Here is a 21,104-nt window from a genome sequence, read left to right on the forward strand (position 1 = left end):
TTTTCCCACGGGATTCACACCTGTCGCGTTCGCGTGTGCAAAACCAGTCCCAGCGCGATTGTCTTGATCGTCCCGACGAAAATAAACGATCAGAATGCCACTGCTTCGAAGTCTTGGTAGAAGCCATGCTCTTGTCGATGTTCTGGTACGGGAAAACGCACAGCATGACCGGGGCCGATCATGCTGTGGTGTTTCTCCGTTGAGCCCAGACCGGACTAGCTGAGCTTGCGTTCCTGGATCCATTCCGAGTGGAACATTTGGCCGCGTGGTTTGTCGGTTCGCTCGTAGGTGTGAGCCCCGAAGTAATCGCGCTGGGCCTGCAGCAGGTTGGCGGGAAGCCGGGCCTGTCGGTAGCCGTCGAAGTAGTTCAAAGCGGCGCTGAAGACGGGAACCGGCAGACCGAGCTGAACGGCGGTCGAAAGGACGCGGCGCCAGCTTGGCTGAGCCTTCTGGACGGCGTTACGGAAGAAATCATCCAGCAGCAGGTTTTCAAGATTCGGGTTCTTGTCGAAGGCGGCTTTGATATCGCCCAGGAAGCGAGAACGGATGATGCAGCCGCCGCGCCACAAGAGGGCGATGTTGCCATTGTTGAGCTTCCAGCCAAACTCTTTCGCGGCAGCGTCAAGCTGGACATAGCCCTGGGCGTAGCTGCAAAGCTTTGAGGCGTAGAGGGCCTGGCGGACGTCTTCGATGAACTGAGCCTTGTCACCCGTGAACTTGGCGTCTTCGGGACCCTTGAGAATTGCGCTGGCGCGGACGCGAGCGTCCTTTTGAGCCGACAGGCAACGCGCGTAGACCGCTTCGGTGATGAGTGTGGTGGGGACACCCAGGTCGAGCGCGTGCTGGCTCATCCACTTGCCCGTCCCCTTCTGCTGAGCCGTGTCGAGGATCTTGTCGACCAGGAACTCACCCGTTTCTTTGTCTTTCACCGTGAAGATGTCACGCGTGATTTCGATCAGGTAGCTTTCGAGTTCCCCTTCATTCCACGTCTTGAAGACCTGGTAGAGTTCTTCGTTGGTGAGCCCCAGGCCATTCTTCAGAATCTGATAGGCTTCGCAGATCAACTGCATGTCGCCGTATTCGATCCCGTTGTGAACCATCTTGACGTAATGGCCGGCACCGGCGTCGCCGACCCAGTCGCAGCAGGGAATGTCGTTGTTGGGGCCGACCTTGGCCGAGATCTTCTGGAAGATTTCCTTGACGAACGGCCAGGCGTCGTGGTGTCCCCCCGGCATGATGCTGGGGCCCTTGAGGGCTCCTTCTTCTCCGCCGGAAACACCGGTTCCGATAAACCGCAAGCCGGCTTCGCGCAGTTCCTTGTCGCGGCGGTTGGTGTCGACGAAGTCCGAGTTTCCGCCGTCGATGATGATATCGCCGGGAGAGAGCAGCGGTTTGAGCTGTTCAATGACGCCGTCGACGGGAGCACCCGCCTTGACCATGATCATGATCCGGCGGGGGGCCTTGAGGCTGCTCACGAATGATTCGAGCGTGTGGTAGCCCTTAATGCGATCGGCGGTCCCGGCATGTACCTTGTCGGCGGGCTCGTCTTTCAGACCCCCGACAAATTCATCCGTGGTCGTGGTCGTTCGGTTGTAAACCCCGACGGAGAAACCGTTATTGGCCATATTGAGAACGAGATTCTGACCCATCACGGCCAGGCCGATCAGACCGATATCATGCTGAGACATGCTGCGATAATTCCAATCCACGGGATGAAACAACTCGTCCGATCCATGCACACTGGAAAGATTTTCTGGACGGTTGAGGGGCGATATTGTAAGCGTGCGAGCCCGAATCGAGCAATTCAACCCAATTCTTCAATCATTCCCGCAAAAATCGAATGTCAGCATTTTGATTCAAGTCGAGCCAGACTGATCAACATGGTTTCCGGCAGCTTTTCCAGGCCTGTCTGCCGCAGCATATTCATGATCTGAGCGGTCGTGTAATGAGCGTGCGTGCAGACGTGCAACAGAATGTCGCTGCAACGCGTTCCAAAGCGAACCCCCGTCGTCGAAACCTTGCGATAGACAGTTTCGTCCAGCGATTCGGGAGTCAGTGTCGCGAGATAACTGTCCCAGCGCCGATCCAGGTCCTGCCAGCGGGCAACCAGATCATCGAGCCGTGTCATGCGTCCTTCACCCAGCTGATTTCCGGGGAGTTGTCCAGCCACGTCACCGGGTGCGACCGCCGCATCATCCCCTGAAAGAGCACCCAGCCAGACGTGTTCGGCACCGAACAAATGAGTCAACGACTTCCAGATCGATCCCTGACCAATGGGATAGATGGAATGGAGTTGCTCATCCGTCAATTCCCGGGCGGTGCTCAGGAGGTTGGCGTTTGACCAGGCCCGATGTTGATGAAGCCGCTTGATTACATCCACTGCATTCATGCTGGAAATCTTCCCTCGTGAGTGATCTGGATTGGGTGAACGGAGCTCGGAAATGCTCTCTTCCGGCCGACTTGCCCGGACCCTTGAATTGAGCAGGCAATCATGTCGGACGATTGTGTCAATCTGCTTGAAGAGGGGGCCACCCCCATTTGGGTTCACTTTATGATCTTCATCCACTTGTTCGTTGATGCATGGGGTGCTTTTGAGGGTGACCGTGCTGAGCGGGCGAGTTTTTTCCGAAATTCTCACGGGCGGAGATCCGAAGAGAAATCCCGTGATCCGATTTTTTCAGGACACCGTTACTTTCATGCCGTCACGGTCTGCACAGAACGGCGGTCCTTCGCAACAGTTTCCCTCGGAACGGGGTCCCTCCATGAACGACAACAGCCGTTATTCACACCAGCAGCGGGCACCCCTGTGCATCCTGCTCTATGGGTCGGCTTGCCTGCTCTTCGTTCTGGGGGTCGTGCTACGCCATGACCCAGCGATTTCCTGGACCTTTCCGCTGACGGGCGCCTTTGTGCTGCTGCTGGCGGGGTCGTTTCACTACCTGCGTGTCGAGGATGAGGGAGATGAGTTGCTCATCCGGTTCGGACCGATCCCCTTGTTCCAGACGCGGCTGAAGTATGCTGATATTGAATCGGCTGAGGTGGGGCGGACACTGGTCCTGGACGGCTGGGGAATTCATCTCAGCCCACGCGGGGGCTGGGTCTGGAATCTGTGGGGACGAGACTGCGTCGTGTTCCGGAAGTCGGACGGCGAAGTGTTGCGGGTGGGGACCGATCAGCCTCACGAACTGGCCACGTTTGTGAATTCGAGGCTGCACGCATGAAACGGAATCTGCTGGACAATCTTCCCGCCGGCATGGCCGAGGAGGTCTTCACGACGCTTGTGCAGGCGACGGGCTTGCGTATCGAACAGATTGTCTCACACGGGCATGCCTCCCCTTCGGATTTCTGGTACGACCAGTCCGAGAACGAATGGATCATGCTCGTGAAAGGGGCCGCCCGAATCATGTTCGAGGATGAGCTTGTGGAACTCATTCCAGGAGATTCTCTGACGATACCCGCTCACCGGCGACATCGGGTCGACTGGACGACTCCCGATGAGCCCACCGTCTGGCTGGCCGTTTTCTATTGAGCTGGTGTCGCTCGCCCGGCCTTCGTCGACAACGACTCAGCATAACGAGGCAGCATGAGGCACGCTGCGCGTGAGGCATTCCGAATTTCTCGCTGTCGCAATCGGCAACGCGAGATCCTCGACTTGGTTTGCGAGGGGAATGCAGCAAGCGTGATGCAGACACCCTCAACACTATCAATGGTGCAGTCGGTTGATCAGCAAGAGTTCGGCCACGATCCACGCGGTAGACGACATTCCGATGAGCACCCCCGATCTCAACCATCGCTGTGGTGTTTTTCTCAACAGCAGCGAGAAGGCGGCCGCACTATTCGCCAGCAGTGTCAGCGTGGCGATCAGCGTTCCCAGTGCGATGATCCGACTGTCGACAGCGGCTATTTTCCACAGCGGGTAGATCTCGGTCCGGACAACCGGCGAGATCTCGATTTGCAGCCACAAGCGGTACATCGGGGCCGAAAACGTACCAAAGTTCTGTTCGACCGTTTCCACGTAGCGTTTCTTCACAGCGGATTGCAGGATTCCATCATCCGGCAGCAGCAGCGAACTGCTCGTCGAGAAAGCCGAGGGGTGTCGGCTTTGGAAGTCTGCGCGAACAAGTGCGGCGGCGCGTGGTTCAATCTCGCGGGCCGCCTCTTCGGCGGTGCTCCAGAGCTTGCTCGCAAGGACGATTTGCCGGACTTCGCCGACGGTCGTGTCTCCCACTTCCATCCAGTTCAGAGGGGCTGGTTTTCCATTCGGAGGATTCGTGACGGCCGTGTCCTCGTCGTCATCATCCTCATCCTCGCCGTGAACGGCCTGCGTGCCTGGTGCAGGAAGTGCAGAAATTCCTTCTGCCGCGGATGTTGTGACTTGCGTGGGGGTTATCGATGAGCGGTGCGAGGGGGTGTAAAAGCGGGCGAGCTTCCGCTCGTGCAGCCCACTGATGACGACGAACAGGATCAGCACCGCGGTCGGTCCGAACCAGGTTGAGATCAACACTCGTAAGGGATTGAGCTCGGATGTTCCTTGCCGAGCGAAGTTCGCAGGCCACGAAGGGGCTTGCGTGATTCGGCGAACAAGGTTTTTAATGAGACGTATGCCCGCAACGGCCAGCGCCCCCAGTCCAAGTAACAGGATGAAACTCATCGAGTGGCTCCTGTTTTAACGGAGCGAAGGGGAGACCAGCGGGAGGCGAGTTGCACCGTCATGGAAATGGTCCCGGCCCAGAGCATGGCATAGACCTGAGGGAACCGGAAGACCCACGACATGAGGAATGCGGTCAGGATGGCGGTCACCACCGTTCCTATCCGGAACGGCACCTTCCGGTGCAGGTCCATCTCCTGCGACCAGCGCCGCAGACCCAGCCAGCCAGCGAAGAACCAGGCGTAGGCCAGCCACGTCGGATTCGAACCTCCCTCAATCAGTGGGTGGCCCCCCAGGGACCTGAAGAGGGATCGTGCACTGTAGGCAGAAGGGGAATAATTCACGAGCAGGAACTCATCCAGGGCGTACGCGATCGAACCAATGACGGCACCTGTGGTCAGTCGCAACAGCCAGCGCTGGCGATTCGTCCAGTGAGAACCGGATGACAGGGTGTGTCCGATCAGGATCAGCCATGAGCCGATAATGGCCGTGGCCAGAAACAGAATCGCCGATTCGGGACGCGGCATAAACGGAATCGGCTGGTCCTGCCTGAGCGGAATGGACAGTGCCGCGTAGACACCGGCGGAAAGCAGGCTGGCGACCAGTCCCGCATAGCCCAGTGAGTTGGCGAGTTCCGGCAGTCGTTCCCACCAGGGGCGATCGTCAAATTGGAACCTCGGCTCGACTGCGACGGCGGCGGCAGCACGCCGCGCAGGGGCAGGACTCACGAATTCCGCACGAACTTCGGGATACGACGGCGCGGGGGCAGAGTAGGGGGCTGTTCCGGGACGGGGTGAGCGTTTTTGCCTTGGGTCGACATCGGCGATCCGATAGAGCAGCAACTTCAGCGAATGCAACGCGGCGATGCCCGCCGTGGGCACGACCAGCAACGCGATGATCACAAACCCCAGGACCGGGGTAATCCGGACGCCTCCCAGCGGGAACGCACCCCGGAGAGAGCCTGTCAGAAGCAACACCATTCCCAGCACGATGCACAGCTGCAGCCACTGCTCGGGTTGGAGCCATGGTTCCGATCGGGTAAATCGACTGTTCGACGTTCCGCCTCCACCGGGCTGACGCTTTCGTTCCAAGTCTGCGTGCTGGCGTCGCCAGGGAGCCTCGCTGGAGGCGCCAGCAGGGGAATTGGCAGACTGAGAACCCCGAGGAAGGGGGGGCAGAAATGAGTTCGCCGGAATCGTGGTCGGTTCTGACGAGACAACGTCGGCTGTCCGCTGTGGGAATCGTTGCCCGGACAGAGGGGGGGCGGAAGAGACTTCGGCGCCAGAAGCCATTGGCAAACGGTGCTGCTGCGTCGCTCGCAAGAAATCCTGCCCCAGCTCGCGAACGGTCGCCGTCCGTCGGGTGGGGTCTTTTTCCAGCGCACGCGCGACGGTTGGACGTAGCTCACGCGGGACGGGGGTGAGATCCGGCTGAGCCGTGAGATGCTTCATCAGGATCTCGGCCGTCGTTTCTCCGGTAAACGGCAAGCGACCCGTAATCATCTCGTAGAGCATCACACCCAGCGAGTAAACGTCCACCTCGGGACCGTACTGGCCTCTGGCGACTTCAGGTGCCATATAATAGACGGTTCCGACGCTTTGCGTATGCTGTCGCCGATGATCGCTGCCGAGTCGTTTCGACAGCCCCACGTCCCCCACTTTGACGACGCCGTTCTCGCGGTAGACGTTGCCGGGTTTCAGGTCCCGGTGCACAATCCCGCGGTCATGCAGATGAGCCACTCCGGCGACCAATCCGTCCAGCCAGGCCGCAACTTCTGCTAAGGGCAAACCATCCGGAAACGAAGCCAGAACGTCTTCCAGACTGGAACCCGCCACGTACTCCATCACGACCCAGTAATCGCCGTGCTCGTCCGTTTTGACGTCAAACAGTGTGATCAGATTGGAATGCTTGAGATTCAGACACTGGGTGACTCCACGGATTTCAATATCCTGATCCTGTTGATGCAGCAGTTTCAGTGCGACGTCCTTGCCACCGTCGCTGCGCGCGTAATACACCTCGCCAAACCCGCCGCGGTGAATACCGCGTTGGATGGTGAAGCCCGCGAGGGGCTGAGCTCCGGACTGGTAGGTGAATCGCATACGTGGGGGTATCGGAAGTGGGACACGGTCACTCACTGGCGGTCACTTTGCAGTCACCGCCAGTTTAACGATATCGACGCACATTCAGATCATTCAAAACCCGTTACTTTGACGAAACTGACTTCGGATCAGTCTCTGGCGGCAAACGTATCGTCAGCCTGTGGTGTGCTGAAGTAGGCGTCGATCTGTCGGTCCAGGTCGGCAGGAGCAGCGGGAGTCGGTGTCTCGACTGGAATCAGGCCGACAAACTTCCCTTCCACATCGAGAATTCTCTGCTTCACGTCAAGCTGTTTGTTCAATTCACTGATCAGCTTGCGTGCGTTGCTGAGGTTCGAGTCATCAATGGCCAGTTGGCTGACAGTCTCTGCCGCCTTGACTGTGTGGATGCGGGCCTGAAGCTGTTCGAGTTTCACTTCCAGTTCTTTTTTCGCCTGCATCATGCTTTCGAGCTTTTCCCGGTTGGCGGCCAGGGCCTGTTCGCGAGCGGTCAGGATCTTGCGGTCTGCTGCCAGGATTTCTTCCGCTGCTTTGAATCGCTCAAACCGGGACGCGAGATCCCGTCGGACATCGCTGGCGGTGTACGAGTGACGTGCGTAGACGAAAGAACCCTTGCCTGTTCCCAAGTCGGTTCGCAACGCCAAGATCGCCTCTTTCTGCTTCGTGAGATCGGCTTCCTTCTGAGTCAGCAGGGTCTGCAGATTTTCGAGATCGACCTGCTGTTCGGCGACGACATGCATGCATTGCCGAATGTCCGGCACCAGACGTTCGACCAGCGTCTGTGCTCGCTCGGCTTCAAACTCGATCGGGACTTCCGCTTTGACGGCGTTCTTGACATTGCGGCAACCGGCGCGAAGGTAGCTGACCGCTTCGGTCCCGAACACGAAGGTGCCGAGCAACCCCGCTACAGCCAGTCCCAGTAAACCTTTCTTAATCATCGCGAATCCCCCTGAACGTCTCACTTGCGAAATTTCGACAGCGAACGGCGTGTTTCCTGCCGTGTTGCTCAGTCATTCGCTGGCGGGATTCGAATCTTGGGAGAAATCCGGGAATTTCGTGACGAAAAGTGGAAATCCTTCTTTTGGAGTGGAAATGGGTCGGGGTGGGGTGGTGCAACGTCTTAATGTGGAAAAGGTTGCGGCGATGGTACTCTCCGCGTGTCCTGAGACCTCCGATCCGCCCAGAATGGCTGGTTCCCCAGCTTCCGACACCCCGTGATTCTGTCAAAAGCTGGCGGCGAAAAGAGAATGCATTCCATCCCCGCCGCGCGACGATCTCTCAGTATGCCATCTGAGCCATGTTTGAGGAGCGGGTCTGGGGACGAGTGGCGATGGGGCGGGTTGAAACCACAGGCGTTCTGGCGGGGTAGAGTATCTCCTGTTGTGTCACCGTTCGTTCGTGCTGTCCGCACGGGTATCGAAAGCGGAAATGACGGCGTTTTCCTGAGTTTCCCTGAAGTGTGTCACAGCGGTAAGACTTTTGCATCGGATTGTTGAGAGCCGAATCGGAATGGCGGTGGTCAACCCGTCGCAAGTTTCGGCTTTGGTCAGAATAAGGATTTGGATTGATGCGCGATCTGGATTGTTATGCCCGACAGAGTTCTCAGGCCAGCCCGCAAGTGACAGGAACGGTCGGGCCTCTGGCGTCACACTGCGAGACGGGGGCCACTCGGTCGTCGCACAGGCTCGTCAATGCGGGGCTGGTCTGCCTTGTCATGCTGGTGCTGAGTCGCAATTTACCACTTGCCGCGGCCGAGGATGGCCCATTCCTGCTCGGAAAGTCCGTCGCGCCGTTCTCGCTCATCGATTACCGTGGCAAGGCTCACTCGCTGGATGACTACCAGTCGAGTCCCGTCCTGGTGCTCGCCGTGCTCGGGACGGAGTGCCCGCTGGCCAAGCAATATTCCCTCAAACTGCAGAAGCTGGCTGAGAGCTATGCCGGGCAGGGGGTCACGTTTCTAGGCATCGATGCCAATCGACAGGACTCGTTGACGGAAATCGCCGCGTTCGCTCGCACGAACGGTCTGACGTATCCGATTCTCAAAGACCTGAACCAGGAAGTCGTAGACGATCTGCAGGCGACGCGCACGCCGGAAGTCTTCGTGCTGGATGCCAAACGCGTCGTCCGATACCGGGGCCGAGTCGACGATCAGTATTCCGTCGGGGGGAAGTCCCGGCCGGCCCCGACGCGCGAGGATCTGAAACTGGCGATCGACGAAGTTCTTGCGGGAACGCCGGTCAGCGTGACTGAGACGACGGCGGTCGGCTGCCTGATCGGGCGGTCACGACCGGTCAAAACTGGTACTGCGGACAGTGCCGTGACCTATTCCAATCAGATCGCGCGCCTCTTGCAGAAACACTGCGTCGAATGTCATCGCCCCGGCGAGATCGCTCCATTCAGTCTGACGGACTACCACGAAGTCGCGGGATGGGCTGACATGATCTTGGAAGTCACTCAGACCGGTCAGATGCCCCCCTGGCACGCCTCACCCGAACACGGACATTTCGCCAACGAACGGCGACTGACTCCGGAAGAACTCTCGCTTCTGCAGCAGTGGGTCGCCGCCGGGAGCCCCGAAGGTGATCCAGCGGAACTTCCTCCTCCACCAACCTACACAGAAGGCTGGCAGCTTCCCCGGCAGCCTGACCACGTTGTCTGGATGTCAGAGACTCCCTTCACGGTTCCTGCCGAAGGGACGGTTGACTACCAGTATTTTTCGGTCGATCCCGGACTGACGGAAGACAAGTGGATTACGGGGGCGGAAATCATTCCAGGAAGCCGCGCGGTTGTGCATCATGTGATTGTCTTCATTTCCACCGATGGAGAAGTCCGTGACGGTGACCGGCAGATGCTGACGGCATTCGTTCCAGGCCTGCGCGTGGGTGAGTACCCTCAAGGGATGGCGAAACGGATCCCGGCTGGTGCGAAGTTCATCTTCCAGATGCACTACACGCCGAACGGAGTTGCCCGGGAAGATCGGACGCAGATCGGATTGCTGTTCGCCGATCCTGCCGAGGTGACACACGAAATCCGGACGGTTTCGACCGTGAATACAAAGTTCAAGATCCAGCCGGAACTGGACAATCAGGCGTTCTCCTCCAGTGTCGTCACCGCCCCGCAGGATTTGCAGCTCCTGTCCCTTTCGCCGCACATGCATCTGCGAGGGAAGTCATTTCGTTACGAACTCACCCACAATGACGGAACGAAGGAAGTGCTGCTGGATGTGCCCCATTACGACTTCAACTGGCAGACGGCCTACAAGCTGATTGAACCCCGTTTGATCCCTCGCGGTTCGAAGATCCAGTCCTTCGCCGCGTTTGACAATTCGGCCCGAAACCTGGCGAATCCCGACCCGTCCAAGACCGTGAAGTGGGGCGAGCAGTCCTGGGATGAAATGTTGCTCGGCTACTTCGACGTCGCCGTCCCGCGAGAATCCGAGTTGTTGAAAGAATCTTCGTCAGAAAAGAATTAGTCCGGCGTAGCAGATCTCCGTCGATCCAGACTGAATTCCTCACGGGTAGCCCCGGTTGTCGCGTCATCGCGGCTACCGGGGCGGCGTCAGCCGCAAGAGGTTTGTTCGGTAAAGATGCCGTCCATCTTGAATCGACCGTCATGTCGCATGGATTGTGGCAGAGACCTCTTGTGCTGCGCACACCGGCAGACCGGTCAACCGGTGCTCTCCGGAGGGGATGGATGAGAATGATGGATGAGAATCGGGTGGCGTCAGTCCTGTTTCTCGACGACGTTCCAGACATGAATCGTCCGGTCGAATCCGGCCGAGGCGAAGTGCGTCCCATCTCGGCTGAATGTCAGACTGTGGATCGAGTTTTTGTGAGCCGGAGTCGTCAGCACAAGTTGCAGAGTGGCCGTGTCCCAGACTCGCATTGTTCCGATTCCGTCACCCGAAACCAGCCAGCGTCCGTCCGGTGAGAAGACCACGGATTTCACGAGCACCGGGATCTGCTCAAGTGTGGCGACCGGTTCGCCGGTACGGGACCACAATCGGACGCTCCCGTCCACGCTGGCAGAGGCGAGCAGGGTTCCATCGGGGGAAAAGGCGAGTCCCTCGACTCCCTTGGAATGTCCCATGACCACCTTGCTGACTGACTGTGATTCGACATTCCACAATCGGATCGTCTGATCGTCTCCTCCCGAAGCGACCGTCTTTCCGTCGCCACTGATTGCGACACACTGCACGTTCTCGGTATGGCCGGTCCAGACGACGACATTCAGTTCCGTTTGGCTGTCCCAGACACGGACCGTCTTGTCGAATCCGCCCGACACCAGCAGTGTCCCATTGCGCGCGATCGCAGCACAGGTGAGGTAATCCTGGTGCCCGATGAAGGTCGTCAGGACCTGACTTCCGTCAGCCGACCAGATGCGCAAGGTTCGGTCGAGACTGGCAGTCACGATGCGGCCGTCGGAATGGAAATCGACGAAACAGACCCCGTCACCGTGCCCCTTCAGCGTGGTGAGCACTTCGCCATCGGAGAGGTTCCACAGGCGGACGGTATTGTCGAGACTCGCCGTTGCGATCTGCTTCCCGTTGGGAGAGAACGCGGCAGAAAATACGGCGTTGCCATGCGTCAGCGTCCGTACCGGCTCGAGTCTCAACGTCTGTGTCATCTCATAATCCGCGTTACAAGAAAATTTCTGTTCCGGCGATCTTCCCACCTTGGGTCCGACTTCTGATCCTCTCAAGAGAAGAACAAAATCAGGGGCAAGAGACAACGGAGTGGAGATGTTCTGTGGGCGGGCCGGCCAAAGGTGAGCCGCAACTTACACAGTCCGTGAGCTTCGAGATCGCCCGACAAGCAGGTTGCGGACGTTAGAAAAGCTCACGCGCGCGGCTGACGAGGGTGCCCACGAACAGGCTCAACGACCCCAGAACGACCAGCCAAACTGGTAGCGGTTTTCCGACTCCGTTCACTAATAACCCCGGTCCGCCGCACCTGCCGTCGCCCTGTCGGTGGTCATTTTCATCCTCCTCTTTTGGCTCAAGAACAATGGGAGGTGTTCCATGGATCCAGACACTCCCCTGGACCCGATCGATCATGAGCGTACCTTCCCCCGGTTCCGCGATCGAAACTTTCTCGTCCTCGATGTTCTGGTTGAAAACGACGCTGGTGAGTTTCCAGGATTTCTTTTGTTCAATGATGTCGAATACACCCGCCGTCGGCATCCAGATTCCTGGGGGAAACTGCTGGAATTCACTGATCTGAGTCTCCCAACCGCCCGTGACGCTTCTCGGGAGGTACCCATAGCGCGGATCGAGCACGAGTGTTGTCGGGCCTGTATCCATCTCATTCTGGTACGTCACTTCCAGGCATGGGGCACCCTCTGCGGTAATCACACGACTGCTTAGCTGCTGCTTTTTGAGAAGTTCCGGTAACCAGCAACAGGTCTGTGGTTGCCAAAGTCCGTGAAGAGTCGTGACGATGAGCCCCTGAATGCCATTGAAACCGCCGTTGATAGTTCGGCCGAATTCGATGGAGGTAGGTGGGACTTTTTCCTGGTCCTCCCCAGAAGGAAACCTCGCCCATCCGCTGATAAAACTGTCTCTCCAGATGAGATTCTGACCGAGCATCTTTCGATCCCGGAACTGTTGGTCGTGCCAGTAAAACCGCCTTGCGTCTGACCAGTAGTATTCGCCGACCGTCAACAGCGGGCCCCGTGGTGGTTCCTCGATGACCCCTTCGTCGATTTCATAATTGATATGAATGCTGTTGAACGCCGCACGCCAGTTGTCCAGTGCTGTGATCGCTTCAGCAAGTGCAGGTGGTTCTGCCTGACAGACGGAACGTGGAAGCAACAGCAGGCCGATATAAAGAAGACTTCCCGGCCCCCGCAGACAGGCATGTTGGACCATCGAACGAGCCATCGCTGGTGCCTCTTGTAATGTGACGAGGGGCAGGCATGTTCTGTTGGAAACAATCAATCAGGCAGTATTTGCGAACGCGACGAAATGGACTGCACCAAAGTGCAGTTTCGAGCGCATCGTGTCAATCAGATTCCGGGAACGGCCATCGTCCGATCAGAAATCGGAAACGTTTTCGCCACCGCTCCGGGTGGCGAGTGCACGCCACAGCGGGACGGCAATGTTTTGCGAGATGGCCCGTACTGCCCCGTCGCCGAACACCACATTCACCGTCTGCGAATGATAACTGCGCGCCGAGTACTGGCCGGAACCTCCGCCTGAGTTGGGGCCGGCGAAGGCGCAATCGGGGACGGAATGGTTCGGCGGAAATCCGTGGTGGTACCACGTGTTGCGCCACCCTCCGCGAAGCCACGTTCCCCCTGAATAGTTGTCACTGCCAACATAGCTGGCGTTGAGTGCCGCATCAGTGCAGCCTTCTGTCCAGCCGTCAGCATCGTTCGACGGGATTCCGCCTCGCACGAGGAGAATGTCTCGCCAGTAATCGACGGTTGGTGAAAAGCTTCCCAGGACGCGCTCCCCCATCATGACCGTGTTGGAAAGACCGTCGGTGATATCGGCTGGCCGCGTGACGACGTTGTTCACAAAGAAGCCGTCAGCGATCTCAATGGACTCTGCAGTTCCCATCGAACATCGATAATTACAGGCTCCCACGCGTTGTCGGTCTGATGGACAAAGAAAAACGGGCACCGTCACGCTGAGCAATTCCTGGTTGGAGGCGACAAACGCAGTCGGTGCACTTTCATAATCAGAATAGATCTCATCAAAATCGACCTTGTGGTAGGCCGTGGCGAAATCCAGGTACGGAAGCAGTTCGACATGCAGAGATCTTCCTGGGGTGATTGGGTCCGTCGCCCAATGGGTCCGCGTCAGTGGATAGGCCTGTTTCGCGCTTTCATGTTCGTGGATCGCAATCCCTAGTTGCCGCAAATGATTTCTGCAGACCGTCGCACGCGCAGCCTCGCGCGAGTGTTGAACGGCAGGCATGGCGATCGCCAAGAGCAGGCTGATCACCCCAATGGAAACGAGCAGTTCCACCAGAGAGAAACCCTGCCGCCCGGCATCAGCGATCATTTCCCGCTTTTTCATGGTGCAAACCGGATTTCCGTTTCCGTGATCGAGAAAACTCAGATGGGGAATGACAGGAACCTCTAAGACGAGTTCCCACGCCGGAGGCCGAGGAAGGCGGAAATTCCAAGTGCCAGACCCCCAATCAGGGTCAACCACACAGGTAATAAATTCTCGGTCGACCGATGTGGCTGGGCGACAATTGGGTTCCCTGTGCCGGGAATGGCGGACGGTTCGGTCTCTTCGCTTTGACCTTGGCGCGGCGGAGGAGTTCCATGATACCAGATTTTGCCCTGAATCATGTCTGTGATCCGTGCTCCATCGCCGGGAAGCGGGGTCCGAACCTTTTCATCGGCAATATCCTGGTTGAAAACAACACTGGTGATTTCCCAGGCTTGTTTCCTCTCTCTCAAGTCGAGAACGCCGGCGACAGGCATCCAGATTCCCGGTGCAAAACGCTTAAATTGACTCACCTCATAGTGCCAACTCGTGAGCATGCTTCTCGGCAAATAGCTATAACGGGGGTCCAGGACCAGAGTGATGTGCGGTTTGTCGTGATCGTCCTGGTAGGCAATTTCCAAGCACTGAATACCGTCTAAAGAGACCACGTGAGATGTCACGTGCTTCTCGCGAAGAATCTCCGGTAACCAGCGACAAGTGGGGGCCTGCCAGAGCCCATAGAGTGCAGTCACTGCTCTTCCAACGGCTCCGTTAGGTGACTGCGGATCAATTCGTCCGTAGACTAACGTAGATGGTCGCTCCTTTTCCAGTCCTGCCCCTCGGGGATAAAACGCCCGGCCGCTGATTCGGCCATCCCCCCAGTCGAGATATTGACTTAGTTGCTTTCCGTCTTCGGTAAATCGCTCGTACCAATAGAATCGCTTCGCTTCCGACCAGTAGTATTCGCCGGTTGTCATGGCGGATTCAGCCGAGGAATTTTCGAGGATCCCTTCATCAATCTCATAGGTGATATGAATGCTGGTAAACGAAGCTCGCCAGCTCTCCAGTGCACTCATCGCTTCATCAAGAGTTGGTTCTTCCGCGATGGCGGCAACGGGCATAAGTAAGGTCAGGCAGATGTATGCAAGGCCACGCCGAAGCGAATGTTCTTGAATGCAGAGAACTTTCGGGCGAGCCATGATTTGTCCCCCAGAAGACAATGCTGGAATGGAAGATTACTGTAATCTGGCCAAGGAGATCTTTTGTAAGAAAGCCCGTCTGATGATGTGCCAAGCAACAGCGGTCTTCAGTATGCATGACGAAATCATCTGCGATGGCCCTGAGCCTGTATGCAATAATCAGGTTCTGCTGCATCGACTGATGAGAATGGGTGATCGTCTGATCGTGTAAAATACGGTTCTGAAACCACGTTTAAGTCCGGTCTGGCTTTCTTGCAAAAAACGAAATTGCTAATGCTAAGATTCCCAAAAGACTGAGCCACAACGGTAACCAGTTCCAAATTCCAGTGAGTGGCCTGGCGACGATGGGGGACCCATCTCCTTGCACGGGTGAAGTCTCGTTCTCCTGAATCGGGTCTGGAATCGGAGGTGGCGATCCATGAAACCAGGTTTTCCGCTGGGTCATATCCGTGATTCGGGTTCCATCGCCCGGCTTCGGGGGACGCACTTTTTCGTCCGCGATATCCTCGTTGAAGACGACACTGGTCATTTTCCAGGATTGTTTTCTCTCTTGCATGTCGAACACGCCCATCGTGGCTATCCAGATCCCCGGGGGAAACTGTTTGTATTCACTCACATGACCCTCCCATCCCCAAAGTGTGCTTCTCGGCAGATAGCTGTGGCGCGGGTCCAGCAGCATTGTTATCGGGGCATTGTCCATCGGCTTGTGGTAAGTGATTTCGAGAAGTTCCACTCCGTCCTTCGATACAGCGCGAGATGTGATTTGCTGCTCCCTGAGGACTTCCGGCAACCAGCGACAGCTTTGTGGTTGCCAGATCCCGTCAAGCGGAGTCACGATTCTTCCCTGCACCCCGTTATAGCCTCCCGCTACGGTCCGGCCATAATCGATCATCGTCGGGGGGACGTCGGCCTGATCTTCGCCCAACGGATAGATTGCCCGGCCACCTGTAGTACCGTCCCCCCAGTCAAGTCGTTGATGGAGTAGCTTTCCGTTCTCGAGCACTCGTTCGTGCCAGTAGAATCGCTTCGCTTTTGACCAGTAATACTCACCCAGCGTGATTATCGGGCGTGGCACTGAATTCTCGATGACACCCGCATCGATCTCGTAGGTGATATGAATGCTGGTAAACGAAGCTCGCCAGCGCTCCAGTGCACTCATCGCTTCATCAAGAGTGGGTTGTTCCGCGATCGAGGCAGCGGGCAGAAGTACGACCATACCGATATATACAAGGCCATATTGAAGCGAACCTTCTCTGATGCGAGGGGCATTCAAGCGAGCCATGATTCGACTCCGAAGTGTCAGTTCTACTGTAGAGTATTGCAGCAGGTTGCTCAAGAGGGTGTATTAGAATGAATTGCAGGTAGTCGAGGGTCAAGCAAAAAAACGATTGCGTTTGGTTTACAATGGGATCATGAAGGCTGTGCTGTGGAGCCAGAGTCGAGGTACTCCTTCGACGGTGTCTCATATCGAGCGTGAGGCACCAGAGGCATCGGATGTAACTTCACGCGGCAGATGGGCTGCATGGCGTGAACTAACGAACGCGTTGTTAAGTTGAGCTCAGCGGCTCCGATTTTGTGCCACTGCCTGGGATCCGTCAGTCCCTTAGAGAAGGGTGTCTCTGCTCAATGTGTGATTAAGGAACGCGATCTGCATGCCCGAAGTCGGCCCTCCAAAGCGACTTTGGGATCTCCCCGCCGAGCCGACCGTGACCGTCCCCGTCAACTGCTCTTGAATCGAGCATCATCCGTCAGTGTCACTCGCAAATCATCTTGACTAGCATGGTCACGTGACCATGATCACATGACTGACTGAGCCACGTGGAACGAAGGGGAGTGCAGCGGAAGGGGTCACGCGGGTCCAATAAGGCTGGGGGAAGCATGCGAGAGTTCTTCGCACCACGTCGACGCAAGATAGGCCTCGTTGCCTTGGCGATCTCGTGCGTGCTGATGGTGGGATGGATCCGAAGTCTGGTGATCTTAGATGAGATCGGATTCATTCGAGAGAACTCCTACCAACGATTAGTCCTGACCATGGGGGGGATCGTTTGGGCGAGAGAAGTGCCGCGTCCCCCAGCGGGGATTCATGACGGGTGGTTGTATGCTCGGCTCCATCCTCGCTTCAGGAAGTATCCTACCGTCGACGGCTGGGACTCGTCCTATCCATTGGACTGCCCCATGCGGGAAATGGCTGCCGGAGGCTTTGTTTACGGTCGATCGCAAACCGACGGTTATGATTTGAGAGTCTGGATCGTCCCTTACTGGTCTGTCGTTCTTCCTCCTACCCTGCTTTCCGCGTGGCTTCTGCTTGGGAAGTCACGTAAGCCCGCCGTAGCTCAGCATGAATCGACTTCACTTGAGCAGCCCAATTCGATATTTCGCGGCTGAGTCGCGGGGATCCCACATGTGGCGGGCCGCGTCCACAACGAATGCGACAACCGCGAGCGACAACCGCGAGCGACGAGCGACGAGCGAAGACCGGAGACGGATGCGAAGAAGGGGTAAGACAGAACGATCAGCTATTCTCCCACATCCTTCCATGTGAGGTTGAAACGGGCGAGGTATTTTCTGAGACGGTCGGCATCGTTAGGGATCTTTTTGTCGAGGCGTGAGACGGCAAACAGTTTCCGGCCGGCGTCCGAGAGTGAGCGGGATGACTGACAGACCTCCAGAACGTGTGCCAGTTGAAATTGATCGAATGGGTCGATCGCAACCAGCTGTTCGTCGCTCAAGATGGAATTTAACGGTGGTAGTGCGCTGGGGGATCGCGGCCGGGACGCTCCAGAATGGGACCAGGCGTCTTGCAGTCGTTCGATCTCGGCCTCGACTTCGTTGACCGTAATTCGTCCGCTGGGGGCCAGTGTCGCCATGCGGATGACGGCGGCGTTGAGGTCGCGGAAGTTTGCGTTCCACGTGGCGGCCGGTGATTCAGCGAACGCAAGGAACCGTTGCCGAGCCTCTTTGTTGAGGGTGATTTTTCGCCCCTGGGATGCGGTCAGTCGTTCCAGCTCATAGTCCAGGTTTGGTTCGATATCTTCGCGGCGGTCCTTGAGTCCAGGAAGGCAGAACGTCCATAAGTTAATTCTGGCCAGAAGATCTTCGCGGAAACGCTTTTGTTCGACGCAGTCCTTCAAGTCGCAATTGGTTCCCGCAATCAACTGAAAGTCGCTTTCCACTTCCTTGTCGGATCCGACAGGGAGAAACCGTTTCTGTTCGATTGCCCGCAGGAGCATCGCCTGTTCATCGAGCCCCAGTTCTCCGATTTCATCGAGGAACAGCAGTCCTCCATGAGCAGATTTTAACAGGCCAGGCCTGGGGCCGGTGGCACCGGTGAAGGAGCCTTTCACATGGCCGAACAGGGCAGACATCGCCTGATCACCTCGCAGTGTGGCGCAATTCACTTCGACCATGTCACCCGGTAACTGTCCTCGCTGGCGCTTCAGCTCATAAATCTTTCGGGCCAGTTGTGACTTTCCGGCGCCGGTCGGGCCGGTGATCAACAGCGGGGCCGTGCTGGCGATCGAGACGCTTTCAATTTTCTCGATCAGTTTGTTAAACCGGACATTCCGTGTTTCGATCCCCGACTTGAGAAAGGATCGAGCTTCCCGCTGCTGCCGGTGGAACCGAGTGGCCAGAGCGTCATAGCGCGAGAGGTCGAGGTCAATGATGCGGTATCGTCCCGCGCCGATCGTATTGCGTGGAGGAGGCGAGGTCTGCAGCAGTTGGCCGGGGATGTGCCGCGACTCAGCCAGTAGGAACAGGCAGATCTGCTCGACGTGCGTTCCTGTGGTGATGTGCAGCAGATAGCGCTCGTCATCGGGGCGAAACGAATAGTTCTGCGAAAAGTCGAGCAGTCGCGTGAAGACATGATCGAAATCCCACGGATCATCGAGTTCCAGCAGATGCATTCGAACTTCGGTCTCGGGAGAGACGATTCCAATATCGGCAGAAACCTGTCCCGCCAGCCCGACATCTCGCGCTTCGTGCAGCAATTCAATGCGATCAATCAGCAGCTCTTCTTGCTGACAGATTCCAATCGTGGGACGCCACTTCTGCCAGCGATCCTCGGCCGACCCTGAATCGATGACGGTTCCCACGATCCCGATGACGACTGTTCGCATAACACTATCCAAAAAGATAATTTTCTATCGAAAAAGATGTCGTGTCGCCACGTTAGCACAGTTCCGCCCTAGGTGAAAGAAAGTTTTATCCCGTTTGATGAGTATGGCTTACAACGTTCTATTTCCGTCTGCATGTTGAATGGCACGCCAAAAGCTATCTGCTTCTGCCGCCAAACCAAAAACTCGTTGGGACGGAGAGACGAAATGGCGAGCAAGACCTTATTTCAATCGGTTCGGGGAGCATTACTGCCTCAGACGAACGCCGCAAACGAAGCTGGGGGGGCTGCTTATCGGCGGTCCCCGCAGCAGGCCCTGGCTCAGTATGCGTCGACGGGATGCCTGAACCAGACCTTCTATGCGACGGCGGAAGACCAGTTGTCGCAGGTCTTGGGACTGTGTCATCAGGTCGAGCCCGAGTTGATCGCCCGCGTGGCCCTGTATGCGCGGACCAAAGGGGCAATGAAAGACCTGCCTGCTTTGCTGTGTGCGGTGCTCTCGGTCAAATCACCGGGACTTCTGGCAGAGATTTTCGATCGCGTGATCGATAATCCAAAGATGTTGCGGAACTTCGTGCAGATCATGCGGTCGGGCGTCATTGGACGAAAGAGCCTGGGAACGCTTCCCAAGCGATTGATCGTGCAGTGGATTGCCTCTCGAACCGACGCGCAATTATTTACGGGATCGATCGGTAACGACCCTTCGCTGGCAGACATCATCAAGATGGTCCACCCCAAACCGGAAACCCCATCACGAGCGGCATTACTGGGTTACCTGATCGGTCGGGAGCATGACGCTGCTGCCTTGCCGCCGCTGGTTCGGCAGTACGAGAAGTTCAAGCGAAATACCAACCCCGGAAAGGTGGCTGTTCCGGATGTCCCCTTTCAAATGCTGGCCAGCCTTCCTTTGACCGAGAAGGACTGGCAGCAGATTGCCCGGAATGGTTCCTGGCAGATGACTCGCATGAACCTGAATACCTTTTCGCGACACGGGGTCTTCAATAGCCCCGAACTGACCAACCTCATTGCCACGCGGTTGAGCGACCCTCACCTGATCAAGCAAGCGAAAGTCTTTCCGTATCAGTTGCTGGCCGCCTACCGGAATATCTCAGATTCGATTCCCCCCTCCATTGCCGACGGGTTGCAGAGTGCCATGGAAATCGCCATCAGCAATATTCCCCGGATTGACGGAAAGGTGTATGTCCTCCCGGACGTTTCGGGATCCATGCACTCACCTGTCACGGGAGAACGAGCGGGATCGACAACCCAGGTTCGCTGCGTCGATGTGGCTGCTCTGGTGGCTGCGGCGATCCTGCGACACAACCCGACAGCAGAAGTGATTCCGTTTGAATCGGATGTCGTGAAATGTCACTTGAACCCTCGAGACTCGGTCATGACGAACGCTCAAAAGCTGTCGTCGTTGCCGGCAGGAGGGACGAACTGCAGTGCTCCGCTTACGTACTTGAATGCCAGCCGTGCGTCCGGTGATCTGATTGTTTACGTGTCGGATAACGAGTCATGGCTGGACTCCCCTCACTACGGGCGGTTTAACGGAGCCCGGGCGACAGAAACGATGAAACAGTGGAACCAGTTTAAATCGAGAAGCCCTCAAGCGAAGATGATCTGTATCGACATTCAGCCCTATGCCACAACGCAAGTGGTCGAGCGAGCCGATATTTTTAACGTCGGAGGGTTTAGCGATCAGGTGTTCCAACTGATCGCGGATGTCGCCAGTAATCGCGCGGGTGACAATTACTGGATGAACCAGATTGAACAGATGACGCTCTAAGCGTTGCGGCATGAATATCTCTCGTGGCAGCGGCATCCTGCCGCTGATCTTGTGCAGAATCCAATCCAATGTCAGGAGAGTAAATAATACTTTGATCCGAAGCGAAAGCGCCACGGGAGACGAAGCTCCCACCAAGCCACATCCGCCCCAACACGGAACTAACGTGTGTGGTTGAGCACGAGTTTCGTCCGCCCCCTTTGAAACACAACAGGATTACTGAATCCATGCGGAATGCTGATGAGACTACATTTAATCAAACGGTCGCAGGTTCGAATCCTGCCGTGCTGACTCATCAGCGCGTAGCTCAGCCCGGTA

Annotated in this window: 16 protein-coding genes; 5 read left to right on the plus strand and 11 right to left on the minus strand. The window is 57.0% G+C overall.

The genetic code is table 11. The features are described from left to right. Positions 1-215 precede the first annotated feature (215 nt). Both gnd and ACGY09_RS18325 read right to left on the minus strand, forming a co-directional pair. Positions 216-1,688 (minus strand): decarboxylating NADP(+)-dependent phosphogluconate dehydrogenase, encoded by a 1,473-nt coding sequence (gene gnd / locus ACGY09_RS18320; RefSeq protein WP_397568867.1) that lies wholly within the window; start codon positions 1,686-1,688, stop codon positions 216-218. A gap of 155 nt (positions 1,689-1,843) precedes the next feature. After that, positions 1,844-2,389: a DinB family protein gene (locus ACGY09_RS18325; RefSeq protein WP_397568868.1), complete on the minus strand. Its 546-nt coding sequence runs from the start codon at positions 2,387-2,389 to the stop codon at positions 1,844-1,846. A gap of 373 nt (positions 2,390-2,762) precedes the next feature. Between ACGY09_RS18325 and ACGY09_RS18330 the strand changes: the two genes are divergently transcribed. Both ACGY09_RS18330 and ACGY09_RS18335 read left to right on the plus strand, forming a co-directional pair. After that, positions 2,763-3,221 carry a hypothetical protein gene (locus tag ACGY09_RS18330; protein WP_397568869.1) on the plus strand — a complete coding sequence of 153 codons (459 nt, stop codon included), beginning with the start codon at positions 2,763-2,765 and terminating at the stop codon, positions 3,219-3,221. Beyond that, entirely contained in the window at positions 3,218-3,529 is a 312-nt protein-coding gene (locus ACGY09_RS18335) for a cupin domain-containing protein (RefSeq protein WP_397568870.1), read from the plus strand. Before ACGY09_RS18330 ends, ACGY09_RS18335 begins: the two co-directional genes overlap by 4 nt. Before the next feature lie 174 nt (positions 3,530-3,703). Here ACGY09_RS18335 and ACGY09_RS18340 read toward each other — a convergent pair whose 3' ends face one another. From ACGY09_RS18340 to ACGY09_RS18350, 3 genes are all read right to left on the minus strand, one after another. Beyond that, positions 3,704-4,651 carry a hypothetical protein gene (locus tag ACGY09_RS18340; protein WP_397568871.1) on the minus strand — a complete coding sequence of 316 codons (948 nt, stop codon included), beginning with the start codon at positions 4,649-4,651 and terminating at the stop codon, positions 3,704-3,706. Then, complete coding sequence (locus ACGY09_RS18345; RefSeq protein ID WP_397568872.1) at positions 4,648-6,747, minus strand: serine/threonine protein kinase; 2,100 nt, start codon at positions 6,745-6,747, stop codon at positions 4,648-4,650. Before ACGY09_RS18345 ends, ACGY09_RS18340 begins: the two co-directional genes overlap by 4 nt. Before the next feature lie 128 nt (positions 6,748-6,875). Beyond that, positions 6,876-7,682: a hypothetical protein gene (locus ACGY09_RS18350; RefSeq protein ID WP_373653524.1), complete on the minus strand. Its 807-nt coding sequence runs from the start codon at positions 7,680-7,682 to the stop codon at positions 6,876-6,878. 629 nt (positions 7,683-8,311) lie between these two features. On the opposite strand from ACGY09_RS18350, the gene ACGY09_RS18355 reads away from it, so the two are divergent. Further along, positions 8,312-10,216: a redoxin domain-containing protein gene (locus ACGY09_RS18355; protein WP_397568873.1), complete on the plus strand. Its 1,905-nt coding sequence runs from the start codon at positions 8,312-8,314 to the stop codon at positions 10,214-10,216. Between the two features lie 251 nt (positions 10,217-10,467). Here the strand turns inward: ACGY09_RS18355 and ACGY09_RS18360 are convergent, their stop codons facing one another. The 5 genes from ACGY09_RS18360 to ACGY09_RS18380 form a co-directional block, all read right to left on the minus strand. After that, positions 10,468-11,370 (minus strand): WD40 repeat domain-containing protein, encoded by a 903-nt coding sequence (locus ACGY09_RS18360; RefSeq protein ID WP_397568874.1) that lies wholly within the window; start codon positions 11,368-11,370, stop codon positions 10,468-10,470. Positions 11,371-11,572: 202 nt separating this feature from the next. After that, the gene (locus ACGY09_RS18365; RefSeq protein WP_397568875.1) at positions 11,573-12,625 is read right to left on the minus strand and encodes a hypothetical protein; all 1,053 of its coding nucleotides are present in this window, start codon (positions 12,623-12,625) and stop codon (positions 11,573-11,575) included. Positions 12,626-12,778: 153 nt separating this feature from the next. After that, positions 12,779-13,768, minus strand: coding sequence for a DUF1559 domain-containing protein (locus tag ACGY09_RS18370; protein WP_397568876.1), 990 nt, complete (start codon positions 13,766-13,768; stop codon positions 12,779-12,781). A gap of 62 nt (positions 13,769-13,830) precedes the next feature. After that, a complete protein-coding gene (locus ACGY09_RS18375) occupies positions 13,831-14,886 on the minus strand; it encodes a hypothetical protein (protein ID WP_397568877.1) in 1,056 nt (351 codons plus the stop codon). A gap of 232 nt (positions 14,887-15,118) precedes the next feature. Further along, positions 15,119-16,168, minus strand: coding sequence for a hypothetical protein (locus ACGY09_RS18380; RefSeq protein ID WP_397568878.1), 1,050 nt, complete (start codon positions 16,166-16,168; stop codon positions 15,119-15,121). A 596-nt stretch (positions 16,169-16,764) separates the two neighbouring features. Here ACGY09_RS18380 and ACGY09_RS18385 point away from each other — a divergent pair. After that, on the plus strand, positions 16,765-17,271 hold the full coding sequence (locus ACGY09_RS18385; RefSeq protein ID WP_397568879.1) for a hypothetical protein: 507 nt from the start codon (positions 16,765-16,767) through the stop codon (positions 17,269-17,271). Between the two features lie 131 nt (positions 17,272-17,402). Here the strand turns inward: ACGY09_RS18385 and rtcR are convergent, their stop codons facing one another. Then, a complete protein-coding gene (gene rtcR / locus ACGY09_RS18390; protein ID WP_397568880.1) occupies positions 17,403-19,004 on the minus strand; it encodes an RNA repair transcriptional activator RtcR in 1,602 nt (533 codons plus the stop codon). A gap of 204 nt (positions 19,005-19,208) precedes the next feature. Here rtcR and ACGY09_RS18395 point away from each other — a divergent pair, with 204 nt between their 5' ends. Beyond that, a complete protein-coding gene (locus tag ACGY09_RS18395; protein WP_397568881.1) occupies positions 19,209-20,789 on the plus strand; it encodes an RNA-binding protein in 1,581 nt (526 codons plus the stop codon). The last annotated feature ends 315 nt before the right edge of the window (positions 20,790-21,104 follow it).

The sequence above is a fragment of the Schlesneria sphaerica genome (assembly GCF_044336245.1).
GTDB classification, from domain to species: Bacteria; Planctomycetota; Planctomycetia; order Planctomycetales; family Planctomycetaceae; genus Schlesneria; species Schlesneria sphaerica.

Coding starts and splice junctions, on each gene's coding strand:
- ACGY09_RS18380 (WP_397568878.1), bottom strand. CDS start 16,168: ATGGCTCGCTTGAATGCCCCTCGCATCAGAGAAGGTTCGCTTCAATAT.
- ACGY09_RS18395 (WP_397568881.1), top strand. CDS start 19,209: ATGGCGAGCAAGACCTTATTTCAATCGGTTCGGGGAGCATTACTGCCT.
- rtcR (WP_397568880.1), bottom strand. CDS start 19,004: ATGCGAACAGTCGTCATCGGGATCGTGGGAACCGTCATCGATTCAGGG.
- ACGY09_RS18340 (WP_397568871.1), bottom strand. CDS start 4,651: ATGAGTTTCATCCTGTTACTTGGACTGGGGGCGCTGGCCGTTGCGGGC.
- ACGY09_RS18355 (WP_397568873.1), top strand. CDS start 8,312: ATGCGCGATCTGGATTGTTATGCCCGACAGAGTTCTCAGGCCAGCCCG.
- ACGY09_RS18335 (WP_397568870.1), top strand. CDS start 3,218: ATGAAACGGAATCTGCTGGACAATCTTCCCGCCGGCATGGCCGAGGAG.
- gnd (WP_397568867.1), bottom strand. CDS start 1,688: ATGTCTCAGCATGATATCGGTCTGATCGGCCTGGCCGTGATGGGTCAG.
- ACGY09_RS18370 (WP_397568876.1), bottom strand. CDS start 13,768: ATGAAAAAGCGGGAAATGATCGCTGATGCCGGGCGGCAGGGTTTCTCT.
- ACGY09_RS18345 (WP_397568872.1), bottom strand. CDS start 6,747: ATGCGATTCACCTACCAGTCCGGAGCTCAGCCCCTCGCGGGCTTCACC.
- ACGY09_RS18375 (WP_397568877.1), bottom strand. CDS start 14,886: ATGGCTCGCCCGAAAGTTCTCTGCATTCAAGAACATTCGCTTCGGCGT.
- ACGY09_RS18365 (WP_397568875.1), bottom strand. CDS start 12,625: ATGGCTCGTTCGATGGTCCAACATGCCTGTCTGCGGGGGCCGGGAAGT.
- ACGY09_RS18360 (WP_397568874.1), bottom strand. CDS start 11,370: ATGACACAGACGTTGAGACTCGAGCCGGTACGGACGCTGACGCATGGC.
- ACGY09_RS18330 (WP_397568869.1), top strand. CDS start 2,763: ATGAACGACAACAGCCGTTATTCACACCAGCAGCGGGCACCCCTGTGC.
- ACGY09_RS18325 (WP_397568868.1), bottom strand. CDS start 2,389: ATGAATGCAGTGGATGTAATCAAGCGGCTTCATCAACATCGGGCCTGG.
- ACGY09_RS18350 (WP_373653524.1), bottom strand. CDS start 7,682: ATGATTAAGAAAGGTTTACTGGGACTGGCTGTAGCGGGGTTGCTCGGC.
- ACGY09_RS18385 (WP_397568879.1), top strand. CDS start 16,765: ATGCGAGAGTTCTTCGCACCACGTCGACGCAAGATAGGCCTCGTTGCC.